Annotated in this window: 22 protein-coding genes and 1 riboswitch; of the genes, 12 read left to right on the forward strand and 10 right to left on the reverse strand. The window is 69.0% G+C overall.

The features are described from left to right. Window positions 1-6: 6 nt before the first annotated feature. From PSK12I2_RS0117120 to PSK12I2_RS0117130, 3 genes are read left to right on the forward strand one after another with little or no spacing between them, the layout of a single operon-like run. Window positions 7-804, forward strand: coding sequence for an ABC transporter ATP-binding protein (locus tag PSK12I2_RS0117120; protein ID WP_027599321.1), 798 nt, complete (start codon window positions 7-9; stop codon window positions 802-804). After that, complete coding sequence (locus tag PSK12I2_RS0117125; protein WP_027599322.1) at window positions 795-1,580, forward strand: IucA/IucC family C-terminal-domain containing protein; 786 nt, start codon at window positions 795-797, stop codon at window positions 1,578-1,580. The genes PSK12I2_RS0117120 and PSK12I2_RS0117125 overlap by 10 nt, the downstream gene beginning before the upstream one ends. Beyond that, complete coding sequence (locus PSK12I2_RS0117130) at window positions 1,565-2,176, forward strand: RraA family protein (protein ID WP_027599323.1); 612 nt, start codon at window positions 1,565-1,567, stop codon at window positions 2,174-2,176. Before PSK12I2_RS0117125 ends, PSK12I2_RS0117130 begins: the two co-directional genes overlap by 16 nt. A 5-nt stretch (window positions 2,177-2,181) precedes the next feature. On the opposite strand, the gene PSK12I2_RS0117135 is transcribed toward PSK12I2_RS0117130, so the two are convergent. Beyond that, on the reverse strand, window positions 2,182-3,078 hold the full coding sequence (locus PSK12I2_RS0117135) for a LysR family transcriptional regulator (protein WP_027599324.1): 897 nt from the start codon (window positions 3,076-3,078) through the stop codon (window positions 2,182-2,184). An 85-nt stretch (window positions 3,079-3,163) separates the two neighbouring features. Between PSK12I2_RS0117135 and PSK12I2_RS0117140 the strand changes: the two genes are divergently transcribed. From PSK12I2_RS0117140 to PSK12I2_RS0117155, 4 genes are read left to right on the forward strand one after another with little or no spacing between them, the layout of a single operon-like run. Continuing rightward, window positions 3,164-3,940: an SDR family NAD(P)-dependent oxidoreductase gene (locus PSK12I2_RS0117140; protein ID WP_027599325.1), complete on the forward strand. Its 777-nt coding sequence runs from the start codon at window positions 3,164-3,166 to the stop codon at window positions 3,938-3,940. A gap of 1 nt (window position 3,941) precedes the next feature. Next, window positions 3,942-4,697 (forward strand): SDR family NAD(P)-dependent oxidoreductase, encoded by a 756-nt coding sequence (locus PSK12I2_RS0117145; protein ID WP_027599326.1) that lies wholly within the window; start codon window positions 3,942-3,944, stop codon window positions 4,695-4,697. A 40-nt stretch (window positions 4,698-4,737) separates the two neighbouring features. Next, entirely contained in the window at window positions 4,738-6,138 is a 1,401-nt protein-coding gene (locus tag PSK12I2_RS0117150; RefSeq protein WP_027599327.1) for an aspartate aminotransferase family protein, read from the forward strand. Next, the gene (locus PSK12I2_RS0117155; protein WP_027599328.1) at window positions 6,135-7,502 is read left to right on the forward strand and encodes a glutamine synthetase family protein; all 1,368 of its coding nucleotides are present in this window, start codon (window positions 6,135-6,137) and stop codon (window positions 7,500-7,502) included. Before PSK12I2_RS0117150 ends, PSK12I2_RS0117155 begins: the two co-directional genes overlap by 4 nt. A gap of 9 nt (window positions 7,503-7,511) precedes the next feature. On the opposite strand, the gene PSK12I2_RS0117160 is transcribed toward PSK12I2_RS0117155, so the two are convergent. From PSK12I2_RS0117160 to PSK12I2_RS0117205, 9 genes are all read right to left on the reverse strand, one after another. Further along, window positions 7,512-8,837 (reverse strand): tetratricopeptide repeat protein, encoded by a 1,326-nt coding sequence (locus PSK12I2_RS0117160; RefSeq protein WP_027599329.1) that lies wholly within the window; start codon window positions 8,835-8,837, stop codon window positions 7,512-7,514. A 239-nt stretch (window positions 8,838-9,076) separates the two neighbouring features. After that, on the reverse strand, window positions 9,077-10,879 hold the full coding sequence (gene atzF, locus PSK12I2_RS0117165) for an allophanate hydrolase (RefSeq protein WP_027599330.1): 1,803 nt from the start codon (window positions 10,877-10,879) through the stop codon (window positions 9,077-9,079). 11 nt (window positions 10,880-10,890) lie between these two features. Further along, the gene (gene uca / locus PSK12I2_RS0117170) at window positions 10,891-14,490 is read right to left on the reverse strand and encodes an urea carboxylase (protein ID WP_027599331.1); all 3,600 of its coding nucleotides are present in this window, start codon (window positions 14,488-14,490) and stop codon (window positions 10,891-10,893) included. A gap of 191 nt (window positions 14,491-14,681) precedes the next feature. Continuing rightward, the gene (locus PSK12I2_RS0117180; RefSeq protein WP_027599332.1) at window positions 14,682-15,317 is read right to left on the reverse strand and encodes an urea amidolyase associated protein UAAP2; all 636 of its coding nucleotides are present in this window, start codon (window positions 15,315-15,317) and stop codon (window positions 14,682-14,684) included. Between the two features lie 9 nt (window positions 15,318-15,326). Then, window positions 15,327-16,037 (reverse strand): urea amidolyase associated protein UAAP1, encoded by a 711-nt coding sequence (locus PSK12I2_RS0117185; RefSeq protein WP_027599333.1) that lies wholly within the window; start codon window positions 16,035-16,037, stop codon window positions 15,327-15,329. Between the two features lie 11 nt (window positions 16,038-16,048). Next, window positions 16,049-16,807, reverse strand: coding sequence for an ABC transporter ATP-binding protein (locus tag PSK12I2_RS0117190; RefSeq protein ID WP_027599334.1), 759 nt, complete (start codon window positions 16,805-16,807; stop codon window positions 16,049-16,051). Continuing rightward, window positions 16,807-17,619, reverse strand: coding sequence for an ABC transporter permease (locus tag PSK12I2_RS0117195; protein WP_027599335.1), 813 nt, complete (start codon window positions 17,617-17,619; stop codon window positions 16,807-16,809). The genes PSK12I2_RS0117190 and PSK12I2_RS0117195 overlap by 1 nt, the downstream gene beginning before the upstream one ends. Window positions 17,620-17,642: 23 nt before the next feature. Then, entirely contained in the window at window positions 17,643-18,707 is a 1,065-nt protein-coding gene (locus PSK12I2_RS0117200; RefSeq protein WP_042134133.1) for a putative urea ABC transporter substrate-binding protein, read from the reverse strand. Window positions 18,708-18,758: 51 nt separating this feature from the next. Further along, a riboswitch (guanidine-I (ykkC/yxkD leader) is annotated at window positions 18,759-18,858 on the reverse strand. A 177-nt stretch (window positions 18,859-19,035) separates the two neighbouring features. Next, the gene (locus PSK12I2_RS0117205) at window positions 19,036-19,941 is read right to left on the reverse strand and encodes a LysR family transcriptional regulator (protein ID WP_027599337.1); all 906 of its coding nucleotides are present in this window, start codon (window positions 19,939-19,941) and stop codon (window positions 19,036-19,038) included. Between the two features lie 171 nt (window positions 19,942-20,112). On the opposite strand from PSK12I2_RS0117205, the gene PSK12I2_RS0117210 reads away from it, so the two are divergent. Genes PSK12I2_RS0117210 through PSK12I2_RS0117230 form a run of 5 tightly spaced genes read left to right on the forward strand, consistent with a single transcriptional unit; the run spans window position 20,113 to window position 25,479 of the window. After that, window positions 20,113-21,633 (forward strand): ABC transporter substrate-binding protein, encoded by a 1,521-nt coding sequence (locus PSK12I2_RS0117210; protein WP_027599338.1) that lies wholly within the window; start codon window positions 20,113-20,115, stop codon window positions 21,631-21,633. A gap of 48 nt (window positions 21,634-21,681) precedes the next feature. Continuing rightward, window positions 21,682-22,599, forward strand: a complete 918-nt coding sequence (locus PSK12I2_RS0117215) for an ABC transporter permease (protein ID WP_007161747.1) — start codon at window positions 21,682-21,684, stop codon at window positions 22,597-22,599. Between the two features lie 8 nt (window positions 22,600-22,607). Then, window positions 22,608-23,510 (forward strand): ABC transporter permease, encoded by a 903-nt coding sequence (locus PSK12I2_RS0117220; protein WP_027599339.1) that lies wholly within the window; start codon window positions 22,608-22,610, stop codon window positions 23,508-23,510. Between the two features lie 14 nt (window positions 23,511-23,524). Next, window positions 23,525-24,520 (forward strand): ABC transporter ATP-binding protein, encoded by a 996-nt coding sequence (locus PSK12I2_RS0117225; RefSeq protein ID WP_007161745.1) that lies wholly within the window; start codon window positions 23,525-23,527, stop codon window positions 24,518-24,520. Next, complete coding sequence (locus tag PSK12I2_RS0117230; protein ID WP_027599340.1) at window positions 24,517-25,479, forward strand: ABC transporter ATP-binding protein; 963 nt, start codon at window positions 24,517-24,519, stop codon at window positions 25,477-25,479. Before PSK12I2_RS0117225 ends, PSK12I2_RS0117230 begins: the two co-directional genes overlap by 4 nt. Window positions 25,480-25,484 lie beyond the last annotated feature (5 nt).

The following is a 25,484-nucleotide window of genomic DNA, read 5'->3' on the forward strand; positions in this document are numbered from 1 at the left end:
GTCTTCATGGCAACCCTGGCCAGCCGCTGCCTGACCCTCGGCTACGGCACCCAGACCATCATCGAGGCCCTCGACCTCGAATTACCGCCGGGCCGTGTCTCGGTTCTCATCGGCAGCAACGGCTCCGGCAAGAGCACCCTGCTCAAGGCCTGCGCCCGGCTGCTGGAACCGCGCCAGGGCCAGGTGCTGCTCGACGGCCAGGACATCCACCGGCAGTCCACCGCCGCCCTGGCCCGGCAACTGGCGGTCCTGCCACAGACCCCGGTGGCGCCCGAGGGTATCAGCGTGCGGCAACTGGTGAGCCTGGGCCGCTATCCGTACCAGAACTGGATGCGCCAATGGTCGGCGGACGATGCCGCGGCGGTGGACAAGGCGCTGCGCCTCACCGACCTGCTGGCGTTGGCGGAGCGGCCGGTGGACGACCTCTCCGGCGGACAGCGCCAACGCGCCTGGATCGCCCTGACCCTGGCCCAGGACACCGATTGCCTGCTGCTGGACGAGCCCACCACCTACCTGGACCTGGCGCACCAGATCGAGGTGCTGGACCTGCTGCGCCAGCTGAACCGGGAGGAGGGCAAGACCATCGTCATGGTGCTGCACGATCTCAATCTCGCCTGCCGCTACGCCGATCACCTGGTCGCCGTCCATCAGCGTCGTGCCTTCGCCCAGGGCGCACCCGCAGAGGTATTGACGGAAGCCCTGGTACGCGAGGTGTTCGCCCTGGAATGCCGGATCATCGCCGATCCCTATTTCGGCACGCCGCTGTGCATTCCCTTTGGTCGCGAGGTACCGCCATGTGCCTGAGGCCCGCCCTCGACAGCGCCCAGCGGGACGAGCTGCGTTCTACCTTCGGTCTGCGCGAAGCCAGTGAGCGCGACGGGCAGCACAGCCAGCCGGTGGCCGCCTGGCTGGACGCCGCACGCTGCGCCGAGTTGCTCGACGACCTGGCGGCGCGGATGGCAGCGCCTACCCGGCGGGTCGCGGCGTCGCTGCTGACCAAGCGGCTGGGCTTTCTCACCACCGGGGTCGCCTTCCAGGCCCTGTCGGCCTATGACCGGCGCCTGGACCTGACGCCGGGCAATGTCTGGATCGAGGATGGCCATGTCCAGGGGCGCTGGCGATCGGCCCTGCCGCTCAGCGATACCCGGCCGCTGCCCGGCTTGGAGGATCACGCCACGGCCCGAGCGTTGCTGGCCCGCACCCTGTTCGGCGAGCTGCTGCGGCCGCTCTGGGAGACCCTGGCGCGGGTTGGCCGCGTCTCGCCCCGCATCCTCTGGGAGAACGCCGCGGTGCGGCTCTATTCGCTGTACGACCGGCGCCTCGCCGAACTCGATGATCCGGCCATTCGTGCCCGCTGCGCCGAGGATTTCGCCTGGCTGCTGGCGGCGACGCCGGCGGAACTTGGGCTGGAGACCAATCCGCTGGCGCAGTTCCGCCGGCCCGCAACCGTCAACACCCTTGGGCGCCCCGTTCGCTTCCGGCGCACCTGCTGCTTCTACTACCAGGCCACGGCGCCCGCCGAATACTGCAGCAACTGCCCGCTGATCCGCCCCCGGGAGGCCGCATGCCCGGCCCCCTGAGCGAGCTGCCGGCCGAACTGATCGCCGGGTACGCCGAGGTAGCCGCCTCGACCCTGGGCCATCTCGGGCGCACGGGCTATCTGCCCGAACTCAAGCCGGTGGTGGCCAATACGCGTCTGCTGGGCCGGGTGGTGACGGCGCGCATTCCCTTACCCCATGGCGCCCTGTTGCGCGAGGCTCTGATCGCCAGTCGCCCGGGCGACGTCCTGGTGATCGAGGCCGTGGGCGATCCCAACTGCGCCTGCTGGGGCGAATTGCGTACCCTGGCCGCCCTGATCAAGGGCCTGGCCGGTGTGGTGGTGAATGGCGCCATCACCGACGTCCAGGCGCTTCGTCAACTCGGCCTGCCGGTCTTCCACCGCGGTATCAGCGCCGTCACCACCCAGGGTGGCGAGGCGCTGGGCGAAATGAACGTCGAAATCCAGCTCGGCGAGACCCGCGTCTGCCCCGGTGACCTGGCCCTCGGAGACGACGATGGCCTGTTCGTCCTGTCGCCCGCGCGGGCCGCAGCCTTGCTGCCCGGTGCGCTGGCCAAGGAGGCCGCGGACCAGGCGCGGCGTGCGCAACTGCTGCAGCGGCTGACCGAAGGGCGCTGAAGCCGCTATTCCGGCTTGGTGCCGATCTGCTCGCGCAACAACTCTAGGTAGCGGCGCGCGCCCAGGCCCAGGGGGCGATTCTTGATCCAGATGACGTCGATCCAGCGGCGGATCTGGCTGGCCATGTTGTCGAATTGCACCTGCTCGAGCAGGCCGGCGGCGATCAGCGGCCGCACCAGCGGGTGGGGCAGATAGGCCCAGCCCAGCCCGGCCTGCACCAGGTCCAGCGTCGCCAGGTAGCTGTCGGTCAGCCAGACCCGTTGCGACAGCACGATCTGCGGGTCCGAGGCATTACGGTCGCCCCCGGCCACCACGATCTGGCGGGTATCGGCCATCAGCGTTTCGCCCAATGGCCGATCCTGGCGGGAGGCGGGATAGCCGGGCGCGGCCACCGCCGTGAGCAACTGGCTGCCAGCCTCGGCGAAACCTTCCAGCGCGTTGATGCCCGGGCGCTCGAAGATCAGCGCCATGTCCACGCTGCCCTCGTGCAGCAGGCGGATCGCCTCGGCGCGGGCGGCCGAGCGGATCTCGATTTCCAGGGCCGGAAATTCCTCGGCCAGGGTCATCAGCGGGCGGCTCCAGGCGCCGGTCTGCAACTCCGGCGCCATCACCAGCACGAAGCGCCGTTCCAGCCCCGCATGCAATTGCAGGGCATGGGCGTCGAGCAGCGTGAGCTGGCTGGCCACCTGCCGCGCCTGGGGTTCGAGGGCGCGCGCGGCGGGGGTCGGCAAGGCCTTGCGGGTGGCGCGATCGAACAGCACCAGGTCCAGCTCGGCCTCCAGTTGGGAGATCGCCATGTTCACTGCGGAGGGCACCCGCCCCAGGACGCGAGCCGCGGCGGAAAAGGAGCCCTCGTCGATCACGGCGAGAAAGACCCGGAGCGCTTCGCTGGTAAAGGCCATGGTTGTCAATTTCGTTGATAACGATCGTCTTTTTGTATCAGCCAGACCGGCTTAGAGTCCAGCAGACCACAACGGAGACAGCCACATGAGCGAGTCGATGGCGGGCCAGGTGGCCCTGATCAGCGGTGCCGGCAGCGAATCCGGTATCGGCATGGCGATCGCCCGGCGCCTGGGCGCGGCGGGGGCGCGGTTGATCGTCACCGCCAGCAGCGCCCGGATCGCGGAGCGGGTGGCGGAGTTGCGCGCCGCCGGCTTCACCGCCGAAGGCCGGGCGCTGGATCTCTCCGAGGAGACGGCCGTTGGCGAGTTCTGCCAGTGGGCCGAGGCGCGCTGGGGCCGTATCGACATCCTGGTCAACAATGCCGGCATGGCCATGCAGGGCAATCCCGAGCCCCTGGTCGAGGTGGCGCGGATGACCCTGGCCGACTGGAATCTGACCTTGGCGCGCAACCTGACCACGGCCTTCTTGCTGACCCGCGCCGTGTTGCCCGGCATGCAGGCGCGCGGCTATGGCCGCATCGTCCATGTCAGTTCCGCCACCGGCACCCGGGCGGGCATTCCGCATGCCGCGGCCTACAGCGCGGCCAAGGCGGCCATGGTCGGCATGAACATGAGTCTCGCGCTGGAGGTGGCCGGGCAGGGCATCACGGTCAACGCCGTGGCGCCCGGCTGGATCGAGACCGCCTCCAGCCTGCCGGAAGAATTGCAGGCCGCGACCCGGGTGCCCGTGGGCCGCGCCGGTCGTCCCGCCGAGGTCGCCGCGGCTGTGGCCTTCCTGGCTTCGCCCGAGGCCAGCTACATCACCGGGGAATACCTGGTGGTGGACGGTGGCAACAGCCGCATCGAAAACAAGGGGGCCTGACATGCAGCCAGTCGTGCTGATCAGCGGGGTTTTGGGGGGCATCGGCCAGGCGGTGCGTGCGCACTTTCTGCAGGCCGGCTGGCGGGTCTTCGGTACCGATCTCGATGGCGCGGCCCTGGCGGCGCTCGAGGCCGAAGGTGGCCTTGCCGGCCAGCACGCCGCCGACCTGCGCCAGGCCAGCGCCAGCCGGGAGGTGGTCGCCAGCGCCCTCAACCGCCTCGGTCGGCTCGACGCCCTGGTCAATTGCGCCGGTGTCTGGCGCGAAGGCCCAGCCGAGACCTTCAGCGAGGAAGACTTCGACCTGGTGCTGGACGTCAATCTGAAGGCCAGCTTCTTTCTCTGCGCCGCGGCCATTCCCGCGCTGCGGGACACCCGGGGCGCCATCGTCAACCTGAGCAGCGATGCCGGTCGCCAGGGCAATCGCAATGCCGCCGTCTACTGCGCCAGCAAGGGGGCGGTGACCCTGATGACCAAGGCCCTGGCCCTGGATCTGGCGCCCAGCGGGGTGCGCTGCAACAGCATCTCCCCCGGCGATGTGGCGACGCCCATGCTGAGCTTTCAGGCCGAGCGCTATGGCGACGGCAATCCCGCCGCCTACCTGCAGGACCTGTTGGCCAAGTATCCGCAAGGTGAAGCGGCGCGCTTCATCCAGCCCGAGGAGGTCGCCGAGCTGGCCTTTTTCCTGTGCCAACCCGCCGCCCGCTCCATCACCGGCGCGGACCTGGCCATCGATTGCGGCGTCTCGGCCGGGCACTGAGCCCGGGCCGATCCGCCCTCCACCCCAAGAGGAATTCGACATGACCACCAGTGGTATCAGCGAAGCCGCCGTGCAGAGCTTTGTCGCGGCCGAACGCGAGCGCTTCCTGGCGCGCAATCCCAAGTCCCTCGCCCTGGCCGAGCGCGCCCGGCACTCGCTGTTCGGCGGTGTGCCCATGCACTGGATGAACGACTGGTCGATGCCCAGTGCGCTGTTCGTCAGCCATGCCCAGGGTTCGCGCTTCCATGACGTCGACGGCCACGAGTACATCGACTTCTGCCTGGGCGACACCGGCAGCATGTTCGGCCATTCACCGGCGCCCATCGCCCGGGCCCTGGCCGAGCAGGGCGCCCGCGGACTCACCACCATGCTGCCCGGCGAGGATGCCGTGGTCGCCGGGGAATTGCTCGCCGAGCGCTTCGGCCTGCCGTTCTGGCAGGTGGCGACCACCGCCACCGACGCCAACCGCTATGTCATCCGCTGGGCGCGCGCCATCACCAATCGCAAGATGCTGCTGGTGTTCGACGGCTGCTACCACGGCACCGTCGACGACGTCATGGTGCGCCATCAGGAGGGGCGTACCGTGCACCGCGGCGGCCTGATCGGCCAGGCCCACAACCTGGCCGAGACCAGCCGGGCGGTGCCCTTCAACGACCTCGCGGCGCTGGAGGCGGCACTGGCGAAAGGCGACGTCGCCGCGCTGATCTGCGAGCCGGCCATGACCAACATCGGCATGGTGCTGCCCGCCCCGGGGTTCATGGAACAGGTTCGCGCCCTGACCCGGCAGTACGGCACCCTGCTGATCATCGACGAGACCCATACCCTGTCCACCGGCCCCGGCGGCTGCACCCGCGCCTGGAATCTCCAGCCGGACTTCATCACCTTCGGCAAGCCCATCGCCGGTGGCGTGCCCTGTTCGGCCTATGGCTGCAGCCACGAGATGGCCCAGGCCATGCGTCTGGCGCAGCAGCATGCCAGCGAGACCAGCCACGGCCATGGGCACAGCGGCATGGGCACCACGCTGTCGGCCAATGCCCTGGCCATGCGCTGCCTGCGCGTCAGCCTGGAAGAGGTCATGACCCCGGCCGCCTATGCACGGATGCTGCCGCTGGCGGCGCGACTGGCCGCCGGCCTGCGCGAGGTGATCGCCCGCCATGGCCTGGCCTGGTCGGTGACGGAGCTGGGCGCCCGCTGCGAATTCCAATTCTGCGCCACGCCGCCCACCACCGGCGCCGAGGCGGAGGCCGCCTTCCACGACAGCCTGCAGCAGGCGCTGCACCTCTACCTGATCAACCGGGGCATCCTCATCACCCCCTTCCACAACATGACCCTGTGCTGCCCGGATCTCGAAGCGGCGGACGTCGACCGCCTGCTGGCCACCCTCGACCAGGCTCTTGGCGAGCTCCTGGCGTTGCCCAGCGCCCGGGAGTGTCAGCCATGAACTTCGCCGACGCCCAGGAAGCCCGTGACTTCCTCGCCGCCCACCCCGAGGTGCGCAGCATCGAACTCATGCTGATCGACGCCAATGGCGTGCCGCGCGGCAAGCTGCTGCACCGTGACGAATTGCTGGCCATCTACGAGGAGGGCCGGCCGCTGCCCAGCTCCATCCTGGCGCTGACCCTGCAGGGGGAAGACGTCGAGGCCACCGGCCTGGTCTGGGAGGTCGCCGATGTCGACTGCTGGACCTATCCGCTGCCCGGCAGCCTGACCCTGCAACCCTGGCGCAGCACCCCGACCGGCCAGGTGCAGGTGAGCATGCACCCGACCCAGGGGCTGCCAGCCACCCCCGCCGATCCCCGGCATGCCCTGGTACGGGTGATCGAGCGGCTGCAGGCCGACGGCTTCCAGCCGGTGATGGCGGTGGAGCTGGAGTTCTATCTGCTCGACCGCACCCGCGACGCCCAGGGCCGGCCGCAACCGGCGCTGCAGATGAATGGCGTACGACCCGGCTCGCCGCAGGTCTATGGGGTCTACGAACTGGAGCAGCTGCAGCCCTTTCTCGACGACCTCTACGCCGCCTGCGAGGTACAGGGCCTGCCGGTGCGCACGGCCATCTCCGAATACGCCCCCGGCCAGTTCGAATTGACCCTGCTGCACCGCGTCGATGCCCTCCAGGCCATCGACGAGGGCATTCGCTACAAGCGCCTGGTCAAGGGGGTCGCCAACCGCCACGGCCTGCAGGCCTGCTTCATGGCCAAGCCGTTCGGCGACCAGGCCGGCAGTGGCCTGCACCTGCACGTCAGCCTCGCCGACGCCGCGGGCAACAACCTCTATGCCAGCGAAGACCCTCAGGGCACGCCGCTGCTGCGCCACTCCATCGGTGGCATGCAGCACCGGATGCTGGATGCCCTGGCGATCTTCTGCCCCAACGCCAACTCCTACCGCCGCTTCCAGGCCAACAGCTATGCGCCGCTGGCCAAGAGCTGGGGGGTCAACAACCGCAGCGTGTCCCTGCGCGTACCCGGCGGTCCGGCCAGCAGTCGTCACATCGAGCACCGCATCTGTGGCGCCGATGCCAATCCCTATCTGGCGGCCGCGGCCATCCTCGCCGCCATCCATGAAGGCATCCGTGACGAACGTGACCCGGGGCCGGCCACTGTCGGCAACGGCTACGAGCAGGCCACCGACTTCCTGCCCACCGACTGGCTGACCGCGCTACAGGCGCTGGAGCGCTCCAGCTGGATCCGGGAGGCACTGGGGGAGCGCTTCATCGAGGTGTACCTCGCCATCAAGCGCGCGGAATACCGGCAATTCATGGCTGAGGTGGGCGAGCAGGACTGGCGCTGGTATCTGACCCACGCCTGACCCCGCGCTTCAGAACGCCAGGCTGGCCTGCCAGCGCCGATCCCGGGTCGAGGGCCGCCGGTGAAGCCGCTCGTCCAGCAGCGCCGCGGCCCTGGCGTGTTCACCCCCGCGCAGCAGGGCGACCAGCAGGGTGTCTTCGATGACCTCGCGCTGGGCGCCACTGCCGCCGATGCGGGCGACGTCCCCGCGCAGCGGCTCCAGCAGCCGGGCGCAACCCGGGTAGTCCTCCTCGGCAAAAGCCAGCAGGGCGCGGCAGAGCAGGGGGACCACCGGCCCGGCGGCCAGAGCGTCGTCGCGCAGACGACTTTCCAGTCCGGCGACCCGAGCTTCCACCGCCAGACGATCCCCGGTCGCCGCGGCGATCAGCGCCATATGGACGTCGGCGAAGGCCAGCCCCGGTTGCTGGAACAGCCCCTCCGCACTGGCGGCGGTGGCCTGCCAGAGCTCGGCGGGCACCTCATGGCCATAGAGTCCCAGGCGCCAGAGAAAGGAGGCGTTGTCGCTGACCCGATTGAGCGGGCCGGCGGTGGACGCCGCCGGTGCCACGAAGCGCTGATAGAGGTCCAGCGCGCCCTGGCTGTCACCCTGTTCCAGGGCCACCAGAGCGCCGTGCCAGGCGATATGTCCATGCAGGGTGCCATGGCGCGGATACTCGGGCAGCCAGCCGGCGATCAGGGCCTGCGCGGCCTGACTGTCGCCGGATTCGTGCAGGACATGGGTCAGGGCATGGGCCGCATTGACGTTGTGACGGCGCAGCTCGAGCGCCCGCTCGGTGAGCACTCGACCGCGGACCACATCGCCGTTCTCGCCATGGGACCAGCCGCGGTAGGTCAGGAACCACCAGTCGTCCGCGGCGAAATGGCGGGCATGGCGTTCGCAGAGGTCGACCCGCGCCTGGTCATGATCGGCCCGCCCGGAAAACGCCAGCAAGCCAAAGGCCCCCAGAGGCAGGCCAAGGATCAGGATGTCGCGTGGCCAGCGCTCGGCATGTTCCAGCGCGCCCTGCAGCGCCCGCGCGCCTTCCCCGCCGATCAGTCGCCGCAGGACCTCGACATGGCTGCGCTCGCGCTCCGTGCCAAGCCGCTCGACCAGCCGCTGCGCCCGCGCGATGGTCTCCCGGGCCGCGCCGGCCTGGTTGTCGATCAGCTGCAGCCGCGCCCGTGCTGCCAGCGCCAGGGCGAAATCAGGATCGGCCGCGATCGCCTCGTCGAGCGCCTCGGCTGCCCCGGGCCAGAGCGACAGCAGCAGGTCGACACCGGCCTGGTAGCGCTCGGCGGCGTGAGTGGAAGGGGTGGACAGGGGAAGGTCGTAGCGGTCGGTGCAGGAGAGAGGCATGAGGGTGTTTCGATCTTCAAGCGAGGAGGCGCCACTGCCCAGCAGCGGTCAGCGGCTTCGAACACCCTAGATAGCAGGCGGCCACGGGTACGGCTAGCGCCCGCGGCTCATGGCGGCTTGAGAGAAGCTCATGAACGGCAGACGGGTGCGTCCGTCCACCGCTTGCACAGCGGCGGCTAGTAGCGGCGCGCTGCGCGTCCTGGGATACGGTGGCTTCGCCGCCTGGCCCGTCGCCCGACCTAAACGGCGCTGCGACTTGCCAACCACGCCCGCCACCCACCATGGTCGGTAATGTCCTCGGCGCCGGCCAGGCCGTAGGGCTCGCAGATGAAGCCGGTTTCCCAGCTGCCATCGGCCAATTCCACCTTGCCCAGGCCGAGCGGGGCGGGGATGCCGGTGAGAAAGCTGCCCAGTTCGCTGCTGGGCAGCTCCCAGACTTCCACCTCGATGGCGGCGCCGTCTTCGGCGACCCGAACCATGCCCGGACGGAGCGGCGGGCCGCCGGCCAGGGCGTGGAGGCGATAGTGCGGCGCGCTCCGGGTCAGGGCGAGGCGTCGGCCGCCACGGGCGAGCAACTGGCCGTTGAGCGGCAGTCCCTGCAGGTGGGCACCGCAGACCACCAGGCGGGCGCGGTCATGGCGGGCGGGGCGCGCCGGCAGGCTGGCGCCTGGGTGGGCGCCGCCGACCAGGGGTAGGCCCTGGGCTTCCTGCAGGGCCGCGGCCAGGCTCAGCAGGTACTGGTCGGTGAAGACCCGGCCGAACAGCGTCACGCCCCAGGGCAGTCCATTGGTCATGACACCGGCTGGCACGGCCACCGCGGCGTAGTCCAGCAGGTTCATGAAGTTGGTGTAGTAGCCCAGATCGGCGTTGCGGGCGACCGGCTCGGCGGCCAGTTCGGCCAGGGTCACCGGACGCGGATAGGTGGGGGTGAGCACGCAATCCAGCTCGGCCAGCAGGGCATCGCACTGGGCTTTCAATGCCTGCAGGCGATAGCCGGCGCGAAAAGCGTCCACTGCCGTGGTGCCGGGCGCCTTGTCCAGCACGGCGCGAATCACCGGCAGCACCGCGTCCGGCTCGGCCTCGATCAGGGCGCCGGCCACGCTGTAGCGCTCGGCCACCCAGGGACCCTCATAGAGCAGGCGCGCGGCTTCCAGGAAGGGCGCAAGATCCAGCGGCACGGCTTCGCCACCCAGGACTTCCAATTGCGCCTTGGCGGCCGCGAACAGCGCCGGGCTTTCCGGGCAGCCGAGGAATTCCAGCTGGGTCGGGACGCCGAAGCGAAAGGGCCGCGGGCGGCCGAAGGCACTGGCGTCGTTCCACTGCGGATTGGCGCGGCTGTAGGGATCGCGCGGATCGAGGCGGGCGGTGAGCGCCAGCAGGGTGCTGGCTTCGGCGGCGGTGGCGGTAAAGAAGGTCACGCAATCCAGGGTCTGGCAGGCGGGCACCACGCCGGCGGTGGACAGCAACCCCTTGCTGCCCTTGAGGCCCACCAGGTTGTTCAAGCCCGCAGGCACGCGCCCGGAACCGGCGGTGTCGGTGCCCAGGGCGAAGCTGGCGACGCCCAGGGCCACGGCCAGGGCCGACCCGGCACTGGAGCCGCCGGAAGGATAGTCCGGGTGGACGCTGTTGCGGCAGGCGCCATAGGGCGAACGGGTACCGTTGAGGCCGGTGGCGAACTGGTCGAGATTGCACTTGCCGAGGGGCACGGCGCCCAGGGCGACCAGCTGCTCCACCAGGGTCGCCGAGCGCTCGGGCACATAGGCATAGGCCGGGCAGGCCGCCGTGGTGGGGATGCCGGCGAGGTCGATGTTGTCCTTGATGGCGAAGGGGATGCCATAGAGCGGTAGCTCGCCGGGATCGCGGTCGTCCAGGGCGGCGAGATAGGGCTCCAGTTCGGCCGGGGTCAGCAGGTGGATGAACAGCCGGTACTCGGGGTTGAGGCCCGCGGCCTGTTCCCGCAGTTCGGCGATGAGCGCACGCGGGGTCCGGGTCCCGGCGGCATAGGCGGCGCTCAGGGTGTCGAGGCGCAGATCGAATGTCATGGTGGCTTCCTTCACGTCTTGTCGATGACCAGCAGGCGCTGGCCGGCGCGGATCGGCGAGCCGGGCTGGACCTGCAGGTCGTGGATCCGGCCGCTGCAGGGGGCGAGCAGCGGGATTTCCATCTTCATGGACTCCAGGATCAGCAGCGGCTGGCCGGCTTCCACCTGATCGCCCGGTTGCACCTGGGCCTGCCAGAGATTGCCGGCCACCGGACTTTCCAGGGCCAACTGGTGGCTGGCGAGGGGGGCGTCTTCGGTGGCTTCGACGGCGGCTTCCTGGCTGTCGAAATGCGCCTGGCCGGAGTCGATCCAGCGTTGCCGCTCCGCGGCGAAGGCGCTCTGCTGACGCCCGCGAAAGGTGGCGATGCCCTCGGCTTCGCGGGCCAGGAAGGCCTGGTAGTCGGCCAGGGACAGTTCGCTCTCTTCGATGCGCAGGGGTACCCGTCCCAGGGGGAAGTCGGCGCGGATGCGCAGCAATTCCTCCGCTGAGACTTCATAAAAGCGGATCTGATCGAAGAAGCGCAGCAGATAGGGTTGGCCGTGGAAGGCCTCGACTTCGCGATAGCGATTCCACATCTGCAGGGTGCGCCCGACGAACTGGTAGCCGCCGGGGCCTTCCATGCCATAGACGCACAGATAGGCGCCGCCAATGCCCACCGAATTTTCCGCGGTCCAGGTGCGCGCCGGGTTGTACTTGGTGGTCACCAGCCGGTGGCGCGGATCAAGGGGGGTAGCCACCGGTGCACCCAGATAGACATCGCCCAGGCCCATCACCAGGTAGCTGGCGTCGAAGACGATGCGCTTGACCGCCTCCAGCGACTCCAGGTCATTCACCCGGCGGATGAACTCCAGGTTGCTCGGGCACCAGGGGGCGTCCTTGCGTACCGTGGTGGTGTATTTCTCGATGGCCAGGCGGCAGGCCGGATCGTCCCAGGACAGCGGCAGATGGACGATGCGCGAGGGTACCCGCAGGTCCTGGGCATCGCCCAGCGCCTGCCAGCAGCGACTGACCGCCGCCAGCAACTCGGCCAGGGGCAGAGCTTCGGGCTGGTAGTGCACCTGCAGCGAGCGGATGCCCGGGGTGAGCTCGCACAGCCCGGGCAGCGCCAGGGCGGCCAGCGCCTGCATCAGGCCGTGGCCGCGAAAGCGCAGGGCGAGGTCCAGCTCCGGTGGGCCGATCTCCAGCAGCAGATGGGTATCCCCGGAAAGCCGCGCCACCAGGCGCTCGGCGCCCTGGCCTAGGTCCAGCACCACGGGATCGCCGCGCTCGGGAGCGATGGCGATCTCCGCCTGCGGCTGCAAGCCGCTTTCCTCGGCCAGGCGTGCCAGCTGCAGACGCCGTGCGGTGGCCAGGTCCACCGGCAGGAAGCGCACTCGGTCACCGGCCTTGAGCTGGCCCAGTTGCCAGAGATCGGCTTCGATCACCGTGACCGGGCAGACGAAGCCGCCCAGGCTGGGGCCGTCCGGGCCGAGGATGACCGGCATGTCGCCGGTGAAGTCCACGGCGCCGACCGCATAGGGATTGTCGTGGATGTTGGAGGGGTGCAGACCGGCTTCGCCACCGTCTTCGCGGGTCCATTCCGGCTTGGGCCCGATCAGGCGCACACCGGTACGACTGGAATTGAAGTGCACCTCCCAGTCGGTGGCGAGAAAGAGATCCAGATAGGCCGGGCTGAAATAGTCCGGCGCGCCATGGGGGCCATAGATGACGCGCAGGGTGCGGGTCTCGGCGAGCTGGGTGGTCAGGGCGGCGGGTAGCCGGGCCTCCGTGTGCGCGTCGGTCAGCGGGTGCAGGTGCAGCACGTCACCGGCGCGCAGGGCGCGGCCACCGTGGCCGCCGAATTGACCGAGAGTGAAGGTGCTGCGGCTGCCCAGGTATTCGGGCAGGTCCAGACCGCCTTTCAGGCAGAGATAGCTGCGGGCGCCGGCACCGGTGACGGCGCCCAGTTGCAGGATGGCACCCGCGGGTACGCGAAAGACGCTGTCCATGGCCTGGGGCTGGTCATCCAGCAGGATCGGCAGCGCCGCGCCGGTGACCGCCACCATGGCCTCGGTGTTGAATCTGAGGGTCGGGCCGGCCAGGGTGATTTCCAGGGCGGCCGCGCGGCCGTCGTTGCCGAGCAGGCGATTGCCCAGGCGCAGGGCGCGGTCGTCCATGGGGCCGGAAGGGGGAATGCCCACCGACCAGTAGCCGAGGCGTCCGGGGGCGTCCTGCACCGTGGTCTGGGTGCCGGCGCTGAGCACCTCCAGGGTGGTGGCCTGGTAGGTCAGGCCTTCCAGGCAGCGGGTCCAGGGCTGGCCGCTGGCGAAGGGCGGGGCGGCGAGGATCTGCCGCAGGTAGTCGCCATTGGTTTCCACGCCATAGAGCCGGGTCGCGGCCAGGGCCTGGTCGAGACGCTGGCGGGCGGCGTCGCGATCAGGTGCCCAGGCGATGACCTTGGCCACCAGCGGATCGAAATAGGGCGGGATCTCGCAGCCGGCCTCGACCCAGGTGTCCAGGCGCAGCGCCCGGCCATCCGCCGGTGGAAAGTCGACCTGGGTCAGCAGGCCCGGGCTAGGCTGGAAGTCGCGACCCGGGTCTTCGGCATAGAGTCGCGCCTGGATGGCATGGCCCTGGGGCTGCAGCCCCGCGGCGAGGGTTGCCAGCGGCGGCAGGTCGCCGGCGGCCAGTTCGATCATCCAGCGCACCAGGTCCACGCCCCAGACCTGCTCGGTGACGCCGTGCTCGACCTGCAGCCGGGTGTTCACCTCGAGGAAGTAGAAGCGGTCGGCGGCGCTGTCGTAGACGAACTCCACGGTACCGGCGCTGCGATAGCGCACCGCGCGCGCCAGCTTCAGCGCGGCGGCGCAGAGCGCCTCGGCCATGCCGGCCGGCAGGTTGGGCGCCGGGGTTTCCTCCAGCACCTTCTGGTTGCGGCGTTGCACCGAGCAGTCGCGCACGCCCAGCGCCAGGACCTCGCCCTGACCATCGCCGAACACCTGCACCTCCAGGTGCCGCGCCCGCTCGATGTATTTCTCCAGGAAGACGCCGGCGTCGCTGAAGTTGTTCTGGCCCAGCCGGCGCACGGCGTCGAAGGCCTCGGCGAGTTCAGTGTCCGTGCGGCACACGCGCATGCCGATGCCGCCACCGCCGGCAGTGCTCTTGAGCATCACCGGATAGCTGATCGCACGCGCGGCCGCCAGGGCCGCCTCCAGGGTCTCCAGCAGCTCGGTGCCCTCCAGCAGCGGTACGCCCTGGGCGCGCGCCAGGGCCCGCGCCGTGTGCTTGAGTCCAAAGGTGCGCAGTTGCTCGGGGGTGGGACCGACGAAGGCGATGCCAGCCGCTTCGCAGGCTTCGGCGAAGGCGGCGTTCTCGGAGAGGAAGCCATAACCGGGGTGGATGGCCTGGGCGCCGCTTTGGCGCGCGACCTCGAGCAGCTTGGCGGTGTCCAGGTAGGTGACCGCGGCGGCGCCTTCGCCCAGGCTGAAGGCCTGGTCGGCTTCGCTGACATGGCGGCTGGCGCGATCGGCTTCGCTGTAGACGGCGACCGCGGCGACGCCCAGGTCGCGCAGGGTGCGCTGGATGCGGCAGCTGATGGCGCCACGGTTGGCGATGAGCAGGGTGGTGAACATTCGAGGCGTCCTCGAAGGCGGCGGGCCGTCCCGCCAGATAAAAGCTCTCGGGGTCGTCCCCAAGAGGCCGCGCGAGGGCGGTGGGTCAGTCGGCGTCTAGCGCTTGCCGCGGTAGCCGTAGCGTCCGGCGCGGACTTCACACAGCCGATAGAGGTGCGGCCGCAGCCACTGCCAGAGCTGGCGTACGCGGGTCAGTCCCATAGCAGCACCTCCGCCGGGGTGGGATTCCAGCCGTTGCAGGGGTTGTTCAACTGCGGGCAGTTGGAGATCAGCAGGATGACGTCGGTCTCGGCGCGCAATTCCACGTACTTGCCGGCGCCGGAGATGCCATCGGCGAAGGTCAGGCCGCCATCCGCGGTCACCGGCACGTTCATGAAGAAGTTGATGTTGGCGCCGATGTCGCGCTTGCCCAGGCGCCCGTCATGGCCACCGGCGCAGAGGAAGTTGTCGCGGCAGCTGTGCATCTGCCGGCGGTCCAGGGCGTAGCGCACCGTGTTGCTCTCCTGGGAGCAGGCGCCGCCCAGCGTGTCGTGGCGGCCACAGGTGTCGGCGACGATGGTCAGCAGCGGATTGCCCAGGTTGGAATAGAGCACGCTGCCGGTCGACAGATAGACCCGGCCCTGGCGCCTCAGGGTGCGCTGGGGATCGTAGCGTTCCTGGGGATTGGCAGCGGCGTAGAAGAGGGTGTCCACCGCCTGGTTGCCTTCCAGGTCATGGATGCGCAGGGTCTGGCCGGCCTTGACCTCCTTGAGGTAGGGCGCTCCGGCCGGCAGGACGGCGCGGTAGCTGGCATCTTCCGGGCGTTTGGTGCTGGCGATCAGATTCATGGCGGGGCCTCAGAGGAAGTAGCGGGCGGTGTTCTGGAAGGCGCGCTCGTTTTCCGGGCGCGAGGTGCGGCAGCGCTCGGCCACCTCGGGCGCGGCGCGCAACTGGGCGAGATCGACCGGGCGCGGCGCATAGACTGGATCCGGGTCCAGCGGATGCTGCAGGGCGGTCAGCACCACCAGGGTGTTCATGGGCGCATACAGCTCGACCAGATCGCCGGCGCGGGAGTTGCCGGGCACAAAGGCAAAGGCGCCCTCGGCATCCACGTCCACCCGGCTGAACAGATTCAGGGTCATCAACAGGTCTTCCAGCCCCAGGCCCCACTTGGCCAGCTCCACCAGCAGGTTGTCGGTGCCGTTGCGGTGGAAGCGGTTGCGCAATTCTTGGTAACGGCCCGCGCCGTATTTTTCGGCCACCTCGGCGGCATTGGCCACGCCGCCGAAGCTGTCGTGCCAGCCGCAGGTGTCGCGCACCACGGCCGCCAGCACCCGTCCCATGTCGGAATAGAGGCAATGTCCGGCGGTGAGACGGGCGGTGTGCTGGCCCTTGAGGGTATCCGGCAGATTCAGCCGCTCGCTGCGGTCATCGGCATTGAACAGCAGCAGGCTGACATTGGCGCCGCCTTCCACGTCGGTCAGGCGCAGGGTCTGGCCGCGGCGCAGGATGAAGGAGGCGGTACCGCCGCCGGGGACGCGTTCCTGGTAGAGCAGTTCTTCAGTCATGGGCAACCTCGTCAGATAAGGGCCGGCCGCGTCCCGGCCGCATGTACGGGCGGGGTCTTGGCGGTCAGGGGCAGGTCGTAGGTGATGCGGGCGCCATAGGCACCGGGGGCTTGCGGGTCCTGGCGGACCTTGTCGAACACCAGCACCCGGGTGGCCAGGCTGAAGCCCTCGTGCAGGTCATGGGTGACCATGAACACCGTGAGCGGGCGCTCGTGCCAGAGCTCCAGCAGCAGGGCGTGCATGTCCTTGCGGATGCCGGGGTCGAGGGCGCCGAAGGGCTCGTCCAGGAGCAGGATGCGCGGCCGGACGATCAGCGCCTGGGCGATGGCGAGGCGCTGCTGCATGCCGCCGGACAGCTGCCCCGGGTACTTGCCCAGCGCCTGGCCCAGGCCGACGCGCTCGAGCAGGGCGGCGGCCTGTTCCCGGGCCTGGCGCTTGGCCGTACCCAGCAGCCGGCCGAGCAGCGGGGACCTGGGCAATTCCAGGCCCAGGGCGACGTTGTCCAGCACGCTCAGGTGGGGAAAGACCGAATAGCGCTGAAAGACCACGCCCCGCTCGGGATCCGGTTCCGCCGACAGCGGCTGACCATCGATGCGGATCTCGCCCCGGCTGGGGCGCTCCTGACCGAGCAGCAGGCGCAGGAAGGTGGACTTGCCACAGCCGGAGGCACCGACCAGGGCGCAGAATTCGCCTTCGCGCACCTGCAGGTTGAGGCCTTCGAGCACCACCTGCTCGCCGTAGCTTTGCCAGAGATTGCGGACCTCGATCATCAGCGACCCTCCCCGTACCAGGGAAAGGCGCGTCGCGTCAGCAGGCGCAGACCGGCGTCCAGCAGCCAGGCCAGCAGGGTGATCCAGGCCACATAGGGCAGGATCACGTCCATGGCCAGGTAGCGCCGCACCAGAAAGATGCGATAGCCCAGGCCGTCGGTGGCGGCGATGGCCTCGGCCGCGATGAGAAACAGCCAGGCGGCGCCCAGCTGCAGCCGCAGGGCGATGAGCAGGCGCGGCAGCAGTTGCGGCAGCACCAGGCGCAGGATCACCGTCCAGCTGTTGGCGCCCAGGGTCTGGGCCTTGATCAGCAGCTCGCGGGGCAACTCCCGGGCACGCTGGTCGAGCTCACGGATCAGCACCGGGGTGACTCCCACTACGATCAGCATCACCTTGGCCAGTTCGCCCAGGCCGAAGACGATGAAGAGAATCGGCAGGATCGCCAGGGGCGGGATCATCGAGAGCACCGTCACCAGTGGCGACAGCGGCGCGCCGACTAGGGGCAGGCTGCCCGCGGCGATGCCCACCACCAGGGCGATCAGCGCGGCGATCCCCAGGCCCAGCCCCAGGCGTTGCAGGCTGGCCAGGGTGTCCTGCCAGAACGGATAACCCCCGGTGCGCACGTCGGCGGTAAAGGCCAGGCGCTGCACCGCATCGGCCATCTGCGCCACGCTGGGCAGCAGCTTGTCGTTGGGATTTTCCGCCAGCCGGGTGGCCGAGCCCACCAGATAGAGCAGGGCGAGCAGGGCGAAGGGCAGCAGGACCAGCAGGAGCCGGCCACCCCGATCGGGATGCCGATTGATGAAGCGCATGGGCGTCGTCCTCGCGGCGGGGCTCAGAGCTTGCCGTCGGCGGCCAGCTGTACGAAGGTCGGATCGAAGCGCAGCTTGAGATTGCCCGCGTCCCCGCTGGTCTTGCCACCCGGATAGGCGATGCCGATGGCCTCGGCGCTGGGCGCGCCCTGGCCCAGCAGGCCGTGTTCGAAGGAGAAGTGTGCGATGCGCTGCATGGTGGTGGGCAGCGCGGGGTCCTTGACGAAGGCCAGGGCCTCGGCGGGCGTGGCGAACAGCCGGGTCTTGTCCAGCTGCGCCTGGAAGCCGGCGAGATCGGTGCCCGAGGCCTTGGCCATGGCCTCCAGGGCGGCCTTGCCCTTGGCATCGTGGGCCTGCATCAGTGCCATCATCTCGAACCAGGCACCGGTCAGCGCCTTGCCCAGGGCGGGGTTATCCTTGAGCGTGGCGGTGTTCACCACCAGCATGTCGAGGATTTCGCCGGGAATCTTGCTGGAATCGAACACCTCGGTGGTGTCGGGCTGGGCCTTGACCTCGGCCAGCAGCGGATTCCAGGTCACCACGTTGCGCACGTCAGGCGTCTGGAAGGCGGCCACCATGTCGGCATCCGAGGTGTTGACGGTGGTCAGGTCCCTTTCGCTCAGCCCCACGCTCTGCAGCGCCCGCGCCAGCAGGTAGTGGGAGACGGAGAATTGCACGAGGTTGACCTGCTGGCCCTTGAGGTCGGCCAGGGTCTTGCCCTTGCCCTTCATCACCACGCCGTCGTTGCCGTTGGAGTAGTCGCTGACTATCAGCGCCGTGCTGTCCACGCCGCCCGCGGCCGGAATGGTCAGGGCGTCCATGTTGGTCATGGCGCAACCATCGAACTGGCCGGTGGTGTATTGGTTGATGGATTCGACGTAGTCGTTGAGCTGCACGACCTCGACGTGGATGCCGTATTTCTTGGCCCACTTGTCGATGATGCCCTGGGCCTGGGCTTCGCCCCAGGGCATCCAGCCGGCATAGATCGTCCAGCACACCTTGAAGTCGTCGCGCGGCGCCGCCTGAGCGGTGGCACCAAGCAGCAGGGAACAACCGAGAACGAGCGAGGCGAGCAGGGGATGGCGCATGGGACCTCCAATAGGATGGATGACGGGACAGGAGCACGCGACTGGCGCTGTGTCTCCCGGGCTTTTGTCCCGCCGTGTAACCCCATCAGAGGTCGACGACTCTCGGACCAGACACCCGCACGAGCGAGTCGGAACCCTAGTCATCCATTGCAGATTGTGGTGCATCAAACCGGCTGACCGGTGCTCCTGCACGCTATGGTCTTTGCCAGATGCGTGCCAGTTGCCTCCAGGCCCCGTGCCATGCTGGTTCTTTGCCATGACGGCGCTGCGCTATCGGTCGCGCCGCCCCGTTGCAGTGCATCGTAGTGGCTTGATGCACCGCTTTGACTCAGCGCCCCAGCGCCGCGATCAGCGCGTGGCGGAAGGCATTGACCGCCGGTGGCAATTCGCGACCCGCCATGCTCTGCAACTCGATCCGCCGTGCCGCCAGGCCCTCGTCCAGCAAGGGCAGGGCCACCAGTTGACCTTCGCGCAACCGGCTGCGCAGGCTCAACTCGCTGAACAGGCCGACCCCGGCGCCCAGCGCGGCGAAGCGATAGAGCGCCTGCATGTTGTTGCTCACCAGCACCGGCTCGAAGGACAGGCCCTGGACGCCACAGCAGATGTCGAACAGCTGGCGGATCGTCGTGTCCGGCGTCGGCAGCGCCAGGGGATAGGGCTGCAGATCGACCAGGGCCAGACCGGTGCGGCTGGCGAGCGGGTGGTCGGGAACGACGATCGCCTTGATGGCGCCACTCAGGGTGGCCTCGACGCGGATATCCGGCTCGGGCCTCAGGCTGAAGGTCAGCCCCAGATCGGCATCACCTTCCTGGACGCGGCGGGTCACCACGGCGGGGGCGCAGACCTCCAGGGAAAAGTGGATGCCGGCGTAGCCCTGGCGAAAGGCGGCGATCACCTCGGGCAGGAAGTCCAGCGAAAAGCCTTCGGTGGTGGCCAGACGCACCTGGCCGCGGCGCAGGTCGGCCAGGCCGCGCAGTTCGGCGGCCACCTGCTCACTGGCCAGCTGCGCCTTCCGCGCATGCACCGCCAGGCGTTCGCCGGCGGCGCTGGGCACCACCCCGCGAGCACGGCGTTCGAGCAGCGGCGTCTCCAGTTCGCGTTCCAGCTTGGCGATCTGGCGACTCACGGCACTGGCCGCGACATTGAGCCGTTGGGAGGCTTCGCTGATGGAGCCGCAACGCACCACCTCGAGGAAATAGCGCAGGGCGGTGGACTGGATTCCGTAGGGCTGCATGGAGCCTCCTTTGCCGAAAAGGCATGGCTTGCATCTAAATATTCTGCTTGTGGCATGGGATGGCAAGACCTAGAGTCGGGTCAAGAGACCAATAACAGGCTTCAGCAAGAACTCCTTCCCCGCGCTTCGCGGACCTGCCTTTGACCAACCACCGCCCCGGAGACAGACGGCATGGGACTCAAAGGTTTCGCTTGTGGCATCGCGTTTTCTCTCTTCCTGGCCCAGGGCCAGGCCTTCGCCGGCAAGGCCAACGACACCCTGGTCTACGCCTCCGACACCGAACCCGAAAACGTCAGCCCCTATCACAACGATGCCCGTGAAGGCGTCATCCTCGCCCACCTGGCCTGGGACACCCTGATCTACCGCGACCCCCAGACCGGCGAATACAAGCCGATGCTGGCCACCCACTGGCAGCAGGTCGATCCGCTGACCCTCGACTTCGATCTGCGCCAGGGCGTGACCTTCCACAACGGCGATCCCTTCACCGCCGATGACGTGGTCTTCACCTTCAACTATGTGGCCTCGCCCGAGGGCAAGGTGGTCACCCAGCAGAACGTCAACTGGATCAAGAGCGCCGAGAAGCTGGGCGAATACAAAGTCCGCCTGCATCTCAAGCAGCCGTTTCCAGCCGCGCTGGAATACCTGGCCAATCCCTTGCCCATCTATCCCGGCAAGTATTTCCAGAAGGTGGGCCTGGCGGGCTTCGCGCAGAAGCCGGTGGGAACCGGGCCCTATCGCATCGTCGCGGTCACCAGCGGCCAGGGCGTCACGCTGGAACGCAATCCCGACTACTTCAAGGACAGTCCCCAGGGGCAGCCACGCATCGGCCATATCCAGTTCCGAGTGATTCCCGACGCCGAGACCCGACTCGCCGAACTCATGACCGGCGGCATCGACTGGGCCTGGCGCGTGGCGCCGGACCAGGCCGAGCAACTCAAGGCCGCGCCCAATCTCACCGTGGAGAGCGGGGCCAGCATGAGGATCGGCTTCCTCAGCATGGATGCCCAGGGCGCCTCCAGCCCGGATTCGCCCTTTGCCAAGGCCGAGGTGCGCCAGGCGGTCAACTACGCGATCAACCGCAAAGCCATCGCCAGTCAGCTCATGGGGGGCGGCAGCCAGCCGCTGCAGGTGGCCTGCTATCCGGAGCAATTCGGTTGCGACGCCAAGGCGGTGCCGGGCTATCCCTACGACCCGGCCAAGGCCAAGGCCCTGCTCAAGGCCGCCGGCTACCCCAACGGTTTCAGCACCGAGATCTTCGCCTACCGCGACCGCGACGTGGTCGAGGCGCTGATCGGCGACCTGCGCGCGGTGGGCATCGACGCCAAGCTGCGCTATCTGAAATACGCCGCGCTGCGTGACCAGCAGCGCTCCGGCAAGGTGCCCATGGCCTTTCTCGCCTGGGGCTCCTTCTCCATCGCCGATGCCTCGGCGGCCACCGGCGTCTATTTCAAGGGCAATGCCGACGACGTGGCCAAGGATCCCCAGGTGATCGACTGGCTCAAGGTGGCCGACACCGCCATGGACCCGGCCGTGCGCAAAGAGAACTACCGCAAGGCGCTGCAGCGGATCGCCGAGCAGGCCTACTGGGCGCCGGTGTTCAACTATTCCATCAACTATGCCTTCACCTCGGACCTGGCCTTCCAGCCCTATCCGGACGAGTTGCCGCGATTCGCCCTGGCCCACTGGAACTGATCCGTCCCGGCGCCCCGCACGGGGGCGTCTCTCGCCGAGGAGCCGAGCATGTCAGCATACCTCCTGCGCCGCCTGGGTATCGCCCTGGCCGTGGCCTTTACCGTTTCCCTCATCAGTTTCTTTCTGCTGCACCTGTCCGGCGATCTGGCCACCGCCATCGCCGGCCCCGAAGCCACCGCCGAACAGATCGAGGTGGTGCGTCATCAACACGGACTCGATAAACCCCTGGCGACCCAGTACGTCGAGTGGGTCGGGCAGTTGCTGCGGCTGGACCTGGGGCAGTCGTTTTTCTTCCAGGAGTCGGTGCGGGATCTCATCGCCAGCCGCCTGCCCATCACCCTGACCCTGGGCGCCATCGCGCTGCTGGTGGCGCTGCTCATCGCCATCCCGCTCGGGGTGCTGGCCGCGGTCAAGCGCGACACCTGGATCGACCGCCTGGCGCTGACCCTGGCGACCTTTGGCCAGGCGATGCCCAGCTTCTGGTTCGCCCTGGTGCTGATCGTCGTCTTCGCCGTGACCCTCAAGTGGCTGCCGGTGTCCGGCAATACCAGCTGGCAGCACTTCATCCTGCCGGCGATCGCCCTGGGCTACTACGCCACCCCCTCGCTGATGCGCCTGACCCGCGCCGGGATGCTCGACGTGCTGGGCGCCGACTACATCCGCACCGCCCGGGCCAAGGGCCTGAGTCCGGCACGGGTGCTGTTCAAGCACGCCCTGCGCAATGCGCTGATCCCGGTGGTGGCCCTGGCCGCGGTGGAGTTCGGCTTCATGCTGGGCGGCTCGGTGGTGATCGAGGCGGTGTTCTCCCTGCAGGGCATTGGCCAGCTGGCCTGGGACGCCATCGCCCGCAACGACTTCCCGGTGGTGCAGGCCATCGTTCTCTTGATCGCGTTGATCTACATCGTGCTGACGCTGCTGGCCGATCTGCTCAACGCCTTGCTCGACCCGCGCATTCGCGTGCGCTAGGAGGCCCCATGACCGTCGCCAATCCCTTCGTGCTCGACGACTATCTGCCCCCGCGTCCGACCCTGGGTCGCCAGCTGCGCCGCTGGTTCGGCCACCGCGGCTTCGCCCTCGGCGCCGTGCTGCTGGTCATCATCGTGTTCGCCGCCCTGGCCGCACCCTGGCTGGCGCCCCACGACCCCTATGCCCAGGACGTGATGCAGCGGATGAAGCCACCGGTATGGATGGCCAAGGGCACCTGGGCCCATCCGCTGGGCACCGACAAGCTCGGCCGCGACTACCTGTCCCGCCTGCTCTATGGCGCCCGCATCTCGCTGTTCATCGGCCTGGCCGCGGCGCTCATTTCCGGCGCCATCGGTACCCTGCTCGGGGTGCTCGCCGGCTATTACGGTGGCAAGGTCGATGCCCTGGTGAGCTACCTGGTGACCACCCGCCTGGCCCTGCCGGTGGTGATGGTGGCCCTGGCCGCCGCCTCCCTGGTGGGCGGCTCGCTGAAGGTGGTGGTGATCCTGCTCGGCTGCCTGCTGTGGGATCGCTTCGCCGTGGTGGTGCGCGCCGCGGTGCAGCAGATCCGCGACGCCGAATACGTCGCCGCTGCCCAGGCCCTGGGCTGTTCGCCCTGGCGGGTCATCGTCGGCGAGATCCTGCCCAACCTGCTGGGCGCGCTGATCGTGGTGATCACCCTGGAGATGGCCCACGCCATCCTGCTGGAGGCGACCCTGTCCTTTCTCGGCGTGGGCGTGCAGCCGCCGTTGCCGTCCTGGGGCCTGATGATCGCCGAAGGCAAGCCCTACATGTTCTTTTCGCCCTGGGTGATCGCCATCCCCGGGATCGCCCTGATGCTGCTGGTGCTGGCCATCAACCTGGTCGGCGACGGCATCCGGGATCTTGCCGCGCCCAGCGGGCGCAACTAAGCGGAGGACTGACCATGGCACTGCTCGACGTTAAAGACCTGCGCATCGACATCCCCCTGGGGGACGACACCCTGCACGCCGTGCGCGGCCTGGACCTGCAGGTGGAGCGGGGCGAGATGCTCTGCCTGGTGGGCGAATCCGGCTGCGGCAAGTCGCTAACCTCCCTGGCGCTGATGGATCTGCTGCCGCGCCAGGCCCGGCGCCAGGCGGCGCGGCTGACGCTGGGCGAGCACGACCTGCTGACGCTGGGTGAAAGGGGCATGCGCGACCTGCGCGGCAATCGCCTGGCGATGATCTTCCAGGAGCCCATGACCGCCCTCAATCCGGCCTACAGCATCGGCGACCAGCTCGCCGAGGTGCTGCGCCGCCACCGCAAGCTGGACCGCAAGGCCGCCTGGGCCCGCGCCGAGGCCATGCTGGAAAAGGTCGGCATCAGCAACGCCGGCGAACGCCTGCGCCAGTATCCGCACCAGCTCAGCGGCGGACTGCGCCAGCGGGTGGTCATCGCCATGGCGCTGCTCTGCGAGCCGGACCTCATCATCGCCGACGAACCCACCACGGCGCTGGACGTCACCATCCAGGCGCAGATCCTGCACCTGCTGCGCGACCTGCAGCGGGAATTCGGTACGGCCATTGTCTTCATCACCCACGACCTGGGCCTGGTAGCGCGCATCGCCGACCGGGTGGCCGTGATGTATGCCGGCCAGATCGTCGAGCAGGCACCGGCCGCCGAACTCTTCGCCGCGCCGCGACACCCCTATACCCGTGGCCTGCTGGCGAGCATCCCGGTTCCGGGCCGGACCCGTCCCGGGCAGCCGCTGGGCGCCATTCCCGGCCTGGTACCCAGCCTGGTCGGCGAGCAGCACGGCTGCGCCTTTCGCAACAGATGCCCGCAGGCGGTGGCGGCCTGCGCCGACAGCGTGCCCTTGCTGGAGGAGGGCGCGCACCTGGCGCGTTGTCATTTCGCCCTGCCCAGCGAACCCCTGCGCCGGGTCGGAGGTGTGCGATGAGCCGCGAGATCGCCCTGGAGCTGTGCGACATCCGCCGCGAATTCACCCTGGGTCGCGGCCTGTTCCGCCCGCCCGCCACCCTCAAGGCGGTGGATGGCATCTCGCTGCGACTCTATCGCGGCGAGACCCTGGGGCTGGTGGGGGAGTCGGGGTGCGGCAAGAGTACCCTGGCCAAACTGCTGCTGGGGCTGCTGGCGCCCACCAGCGGCGACATCCTGGTCGGCGGCGAGCACCTGCGCGGGGTGGACCGCAAGCGCATGGCCCGGCACATCCAGCCGATCTTCCAGGACCCTTATTCGTCGCTCAATCCGCGCAAGACGGTGCGCCAGATCGTGGCGCTGCCGCTCCAGGTGCATGGCCTGGGCACGCCCGCCGAGCAGCAACGGCGGGTCGCGGAGATGCTCGACGTGGTGGGCTTGCCGCGCCGCGCGGCCGACAGCCATCCCGGTCAGCTCAGTGGCGGCCAGCGCCAGCGGGTGGCCATCGCCCGCGCCCTGGTGATGCGCCCGGACGTGCTGATCTGCGACGAGCCCACCTCGGCGCTGGACGTCTCGGTGCAGGCGCAGATCCTCAACCTGCTGCTGGAACTCAAGCGAGAATTCGGCCTGACCTATCTGCTCATCAGCCACAACCTGGCGGTGGTGGAACACCTGGCCGACCGGGTGGCGGTGATGTACCTCGGCAAGATCGTCGAAGAGCGGGAGCGGGCGGCGCTGTTCGCCCAGCCGGCGCATCCCTATACCCGAGCGCTGCTGGACGCCGTGCTCACCCCCGATCCGGCGCTGGGGCTCCCGGCGCTGGGCCTGGGCGGCAGCTTTCCCAATCCTATCTCGCCGCCCAGCGGCTGCGCCTTCCATCCCCGCTGCCCGCGCTGCTTCGGCCCCTGCGCCGAGCGCTATCCGGAATGCGAGACCATCCCCGGCGGCAGCAAGCGCTGCCACCTGCCCGAACCCGCCTGACCCCG

The sequence above is a fragment of the Pseudomonas sp. MOIL14HWK12:I2 genome, assembly GCF_000510745.1.
Lineage (GTDB): Bacteria > Pseudomonadota > Gammaproteobacteria > Pseudomonadales > Pseudomonadaceae > Chryseomonas > Chryseomonas oryzihabitans.